6 protein-coding genes and 1 tRNA gene are annotated in these 5,580 nt (G+C 47.8%); all 7 read left to right on the forward strand.

Features of this window, described 5'->3' with window-relative positions; genetic code table 11:
• The first annotated feature begins 130 nt into the window (after positions 1-130).
• The 7 genes from NWE96_08355 to NWE96_08385 all read left to right on the forward strand — a co-directional run bounded on the left by NWE96_08355 (position 131) and on the right by NWE96_08385 (position 5,577).
• Positions 131-313, forward strand: coding sequence for an AbrB/MazE/SpoVT family DNA-binding domain-containing protein (locus NWE96_08355; GenBank protein MCW3983994.1), 183 nt, complete (start codon positions 131-133; stop codon positions 311-313).
• Entirely contained in the window at positions 310-522 is a 213-nt protein-coding gene (locus tag NWE96_08360) for a hypothetical protein (GenBank protein ID MCW3983995.1), read from the forward strand. The genes NWE96_08355 and NWE96_08360 overlap by 4 nt, the downstream gene beginning before the upstream one ends.
• A gap of 172 nt (positions 523-694) precedes the next feature.
• Complete coding sequence (locus NWE96_08365; GenBank protein ID MCW3983996.1) at positions 695-2,674, forward strand: zinc ribbon domain-containing protein; 1,980 nt, start codon at positions 695-697, stop codon at positions 2,672-2,674.
• Entirely contained in the window at positions 2,667-3,644 is a 978-nt protein-coding gene (locus NWE96_08370) for a hypothetical protein (GenBank protein ID MCW3983997.1), read from the forward strand. The genes NWE96_08365 and NWE96_08370 overlap by 8 nt, the downstream gene beginning before the upstream one ends.
• A complete protein-coding gene (locus NWE96_08375; GenBank protein MCW3983998.1) occupies positions 3,637-3,777 on the forward strand; it encodes a hypothetical protein in 141 nt (46 codons plus the stop codon). Before NWE96_08370 ends, NWE96_08375 begins: the two co-directional genes overlap by 8 nt.
• 557 nt (positions 3,778-4,334) lie before the next feature.
• Entirely contained in the window at positions 4,335-5,408 is a 1,074-nt protein-coding gene (locus NWE96_08380) for a tyrosine-type recombinase/integrase (protein ID MCW3983999.1), read from the forward strand.
• A gap of 93 nt (positions 5,409-5,501) precedes the next feature.
• Positions 5,502-5,577, forward strand: a tRNA-Arg gene (locus tag NWE96_08385).
• The last annotated feature ends 3 nt before the right edge of the window (positions 5,578-5,580 follow it).

Consider the following 5,580-nt stretch of genomic DNA (forward strand, 5'->3'; position numbering starts at 1 on the left):
ATCTAACACAGCTTTCTCGTAATGCGACACAGAAATGCCTCCGTACACTCGAGTTTCCAAGCTGGAACCTTTGCAGTCTATTGGCAGCCGACTTTACTCTTAAGTGTTGTGCAAACAAAGGTGAACAAAAATGCCTCAAAAAGAAAAACGCAAAATCGTCAGGATCGGCAAAACCAGCATGGGCATAATTCTGCCTAAGGCATGGCTGCGATACTTTGCCCTAAACGCAGGCGACCAAGTGGAAGTCGTCAGCAACGGTAGCGTCAAGGTGAAACCGTTAACCAAAAACAGGCAGGCGGAGGAGGAGACGTGAACAAGCAGGTCGAATTTTTAGTCAAGCTCCGCGACGCCTCACTCATGATAGCTGAAGCCGCGAACGAGTATATAGACGCTTTAGCTCCGCCGGAAGTAAAAGAAGCCCAAAAGGCAACCGCAGCAGTTCAAGAAACCACATTTACCATCTTAAAGTTTGAATCGCAACAGGGCGCCAAACTCGGCGAGTTCGAGGTCGCCTACAAATAAAACAACCTACCCGACACGTGGCAAAACGCCTACAACATACTCCGCAACAGTAACGCAACAATTAAGGACCGATATCACGGTGAAGCCTACCAGTACTCGTATTGGCTATATGCAGAGGACAAGATTTACCGCCAAAAACTTAAGCCCAAGACATAGGAGCACACTTTTACCGATGACAGAAACCCAACTCAGTTGCAGTCAATCAGACAAAGTCCAATGCCCAAACTGCGGCGCATCAGTACAACGCAACACCAATAAGTGCCCAAAATGCCAAGCAGACATACAAGAAAAAATAATTTTAATTCCCAAACCAACTATAGCCACAAGCGATTTTTTAGCTGAGGAAATCTGGAACCGCAAAGACCCACCTCAATACCTAATCTACCACTATGGCACAGGCAAAGTAGAGCAAGCCGCCCAAATAGACCTAGGCGAAGTCGACGGTAAAGGCAGAAAAATCATCTACTGCCCCGTAGACAATGATGCCCTAAGAAAAGGCCTCGTTCTGCTCCCATCAGGCGTAACCATGACCACCTTCAAACAGGTCTTCTCCGAGATAGACGAGTACGCCCAAAGAGCTTACGACTCATGCGGCAGAGACGCCATGATACGACTCCTAACCCGAATAACCGTGGGCTCATGGTTCCTCGACCGCTTCATCACCAACCCTCAATACGACGCGGCAGGCGCAGGCAAATTCGCGCCTATCATCCCCATAAGAGGACCCAGCCAGTCGGGCAAAAACCGCTTAGCCTTCCTGCTAAGAACACTCAGCTACAGACCCTACTTTGAAATGTCCACATATAGGATCCCAAGCCTCTACCGGCCACTAGACCTCTGGCAAGGCACCTTAGTCTTGGATGAGGCAGACTTTGCCAACACTAACGAGAAGAGCGAGCTTGTGCATTTTCTCAACTGCCGCGCTACAGGGACGCCGCTGAGTAGACAGAACCCTAAGAATCCGCGGATAACAGATACCTTCACCAACTTTGGCTTAACTATTTTGACGCAGCGCAAACCCTTTGACGACAACGCCACCGAAAGCCGCGCCCTGCCCTTCTACAGTGAAGCCAGCGACAAACGCTTGCCCGTCATAGAGACTGACGAAATGCTCAAAGAAGGCCTATCATTTCAAAACAAGTTGCTTTATCTGCGCATGAAGTACCATCAAGAAATAGCCATCAAAAAAGACTCCTGGATAGATGAGCTAATCGACCACCGCTTAATTGCAAGTTTGCTTCCGCTCTTGGCGCTTTCACGTTATGAACCCTCGCTGAGAGAAACCATCTCGGAGACGGCTAAGGCAGTGCAGAAGCTAAAGATTGAAGAGAAAACAAACAGCATGGACGGCTTACTGGTCAACTATTTCTGGGAAAAAATCAGCGAAGGTCTCTTTAAACACTGGCAGTCAAACACCTACTATTTCCTAGACCAAGCAGAAGTGGAAGAGCAAGGCGAGCGTGAACGGTTGGAATGCAAGCCGCTGACGACGTCGGATTTGGCTTTGCATTTTAAATGGAGCAGCCAATCAATCCGCAAAGCCATCAAAAGCCTAAACATCTCCAGCGCCGGGCTGCCTCCATTCATTAAAGACTGTGGCAAATCATATCGAGTCATCTTCTTCGAACCTGAACGATTAGAGAAGCGGCTAAAAGAGTTCATAGTAGACTATGTTCCAAGGAGCGTTTTTCAAAGTCGGAGCCTTCTGGGTGAGAGGTTGGTCACGGAGGTCACGGGAGTCACGGTTTTTAAGTGCGATGAAGAAAACAGCACAGCTGCGGCTTCTCTAAGAGAAGAAGAAAAAATAGCATTTTTTGGCGGCAGAAGCGTTTTTTCTTCTTTCAATTCAACTTTGGGGCAGGAAGAAAAAGAAGACAACAGTGGCGGCTGGAGCTTGTCTTCTTCTTCCCAAAGCAGCAATTTGACTGTGCAGGAAAACCGTGACCTGCGTGACTCCCGTGACCCAGACGCCCAACTAAAGCCTCTTTTCGTGTACTGGCAGGATACTTCAGGCGATTGCTCTTCATGCACCAAGAAAGCTGAGTACAAAGTGGTGACGCCTCAGGGAGATGTTCTAAGCAAATGCACGCCTTGTTTTGATGCGCTCAAGCGTACGTTTGCGGGGGCAGAATGGAGGGAACACCATGACTAACCAAAACTTAGGCGCACTGCAGGTTCAGGTCTTTTGGCGTTCATGGTTTGAAGCCGGCACCTATGGACGAGAAGTCTTCAAAGGTGACCGTGTATTCCTAACCTCTTCCGTAGCTTTCGAAGAATACCTCGCTTGGTGCATGAGGAACCGTGCTCCTGCTTGGATGAGCGTTCAACCCTTCAACGGGCGTAATATGGTTTCTTGTGTTGAGAAGCTGTTCTTTGATTTTGACAGCGCAGACCTAAGTCTCGCTTGGAAAGAAGCGAACACGCTTGCTACGGTGCTACAAGAGAGTTACGGCGTTAAACCGCTTGTATGCTTCAGCGGCTCGAAAGGCTACCACATCTACGTTTGGCTTCAAAAAACAGAACACTTTGATTCAGTCCAAACCGCAAAAGTGTTCTACAAGACAGCGCAGGAACTGCTCCTGAAAGGGCTCTCATTTCAAACCTTGGATCGCCAGGTTCTAGGTGACATAAAGCGGCTAGCAAGGGTACCTTACTCGATTCACGAAAAAAGCCTCAAACCCTGCGCACCCGTGAATGCAGACCGGGAAAGTCTAATCCTGAACAGCATAACACTCTTCAAAGAGCAGGGCTTAGCAGAAAATTTTTGCGGACTCTGCCAAAGCAAAATTCAACAGCAAACCCGACGGCCCGCATACCGCTACAACTCGACAAGGCATGAGCAAATAAGACCCTGTGTTGACGCGGCATTGTGTGCTGATTTATCAGGCGTTGCTGGGCATGCGATGCGGATCGCGATAGCCACTGAATTCCTAAACAAGGGCTTTTCTGCAGGGCAAACCGCCGAACTCTTCAAGTATCAAACTGATTATGACTTTGAGAAAAGTCTCTACTACATCAGAGATCTGCTGGCTCGGAACTATCGACCCTATAAATGTGCAACTATTCGCAAACTCGGTTTTTGCCTAAAGAGCTGCTCACGGAGGAATGGCAAAATTGGCTGAGAAAAAAGCGGTACCTGCGTGTCTCGTTGAATTGATTCGTCGGATTGCCCGAGAAGAAGCATGGCAGATCATGGATGAACATCTCGACGATTACGAGCACAAGGAAAAGCCATCGGAGGATGTCTGCGTGTGATGGCTGAGGTTGACAGTGCACAAAAAGGAGAGACTGTTGAGCGGCTTGTCTATGCATTTGACCAATACATAGCTGTTAGGTGGAATCGAGAGGACAAAGTCCAGGCATCCAACGAAAAGGAGACCTCTTAAATTATGGTGGAGGTTGAGGTTCAGGGAAAAGCATCTGCCTCTCCAAGCATATTTGGCAGTAGGATTGATAGCGATACATGCCATCGCGGTATCGATGTCGACGCTGAGATGCTTCCAAATGAACCTTAACAAGACGTTACCACGACCATACCACAGAATAGCCATGATCTACGCAGTAAAACGGCTCAATGCCCTGAGTGCGGCAGCATCAAGGTGTTCCGAAACGGTGCTACACACAGTAAATTTGACGTGAAAATTCAACGCTATGTCTGCCGGTCATGTGGCCGCCGCTTCTCCGATCCAGAGGACCTAAAACGAGCTAAACAAGTTGCAGATAGCTATCTGCCGTCGACGTTGAATTTAAAAATGAAGGGCACTAATATCGAGAATGGCCAAGTATGCGTCTTAAACAAAGAGGCGAAAAACTTGACACACGAAACGTCTGAACAAATCAGCGTTTCGCGGAGAGAAGCACTAAAGGAAACTGGAACTGAACACGTCGTTAAGGCTGACATAGACTTGGTGATTGCAGACTACAAGCAGTACATGCAGAAAGAGCACATCGTAAACGACTTAACCCTCAGCAAATACATATTCCGACTAAAAGCGCTAGCCCACAAATTCAACGTTGACCTCTTTAACCCAGACGATTTCAAACGCAAACTAGCCTTCGACCCAGAAATGAGCAAATGGACTAACTGTAACAAGAACAGCGTCTGCAAAGCCTACACTAGCTTTGTCAAAAAATACCTTCACATGGAAGACGTCAAGATACCTCACTTTGAATATAAAACGCCTGAATACAACGTTCCACAAACCCAACACATGGAAATGCTCTACGCTGCACTTAGCTTTCAAATGCAGGTCTTCTGCTTTGTGCTAATGGCAACCGCCGCCCGCCCAATTGAAGCTCTGAGAATCGAGTGGAAAGACATTGACTTTGCCAGAAAAACAATCGCTATTAACAAGCCAGCTAAACATGGACGAACAAGGACTATCCAACTAAAAGGCCGTTTTGTTAAAGTCATCGATATGCTAGCAGAATGGAAAAACCGCCAATGCAACATCGCTACCTGCCGAAACCGAACGCAAAGAAACCTAAACCTTGTCTTTACATACAGCAGTGTAGATACAGCTGGGCAGAACTTCAGACGCGCAAGAGAAAGAGCCGCTAAACGCTTAGGCATACCAGAACTCAACAAAATCACCTTCTACAGTAACAGACATTGGCGAGCGGTCCTCGAACGGTATCTTAAAGGCAACTCGGATGCCGTCGCAAACCTACTAGGCGAAAACTCTGACAAATACGTTAAGGTCTACGCTCCCATCTCTGAGCGTCTTTATGGCAGCGACAAAGAATGGGAACCCATCGAAATCTGTGAAACCGACCCCGACTACAGCGAAAAAATATGTCGCTATGGCGCCGAAGGCTATCAGGAGTATAACTACAACCGAACCACAGGCAGGCACTATTTACGCAGAGAAAAGAACGTGTGGTAATGCAAGAAAGAATGGATTCTAGCTGTTTCAGGCAAATAATCCATATTAGACAGATACCGAAATGTTAGTAGTCCATCCAGAAAGCATGGACGTGGGCCCGTAGCCTAGCACGGATTAAGGTGTCGGCCTTCGGAGCCGGAGATCGTGGGTTCAAATCCCACCGGGCCCGCTT

The organism is Candidatus Bathyarchaeota archaeon (assembly GCA_026014685.1).
Taxonomy (GTDB): Archaea; Thermoproteota; Bathyarchaeia; order Bathyarchaeales; family Bathycorpusculaceae; genus Bathycorpusculum.

What these genes read in the sequence shown, in the direction of transcription:
- NWE96_08355 (MCW3983994.1), top strand. Translation starts at nt 131, where the DNA reads ATGCCTCAAAAAGAAAAACGCAAAATCGTCAGGATCGGCAAAACCAGC.
- NWE96_08365 (MCW3983996.1), top strand. Translation starts at nt 695, where the DNA reads ATGACAGAAACCCAACTCAGTTGCAGTCAATCAGACAAAGTCCAATGC.
- NWE96_08370 (MCW3983997.1), top strand. Translation starts at nt 2,667, where the DNA reads ATGACTAACCAAAACTTAGGCGCACTGCAGGTTCAGGTCTTTTGGCGT.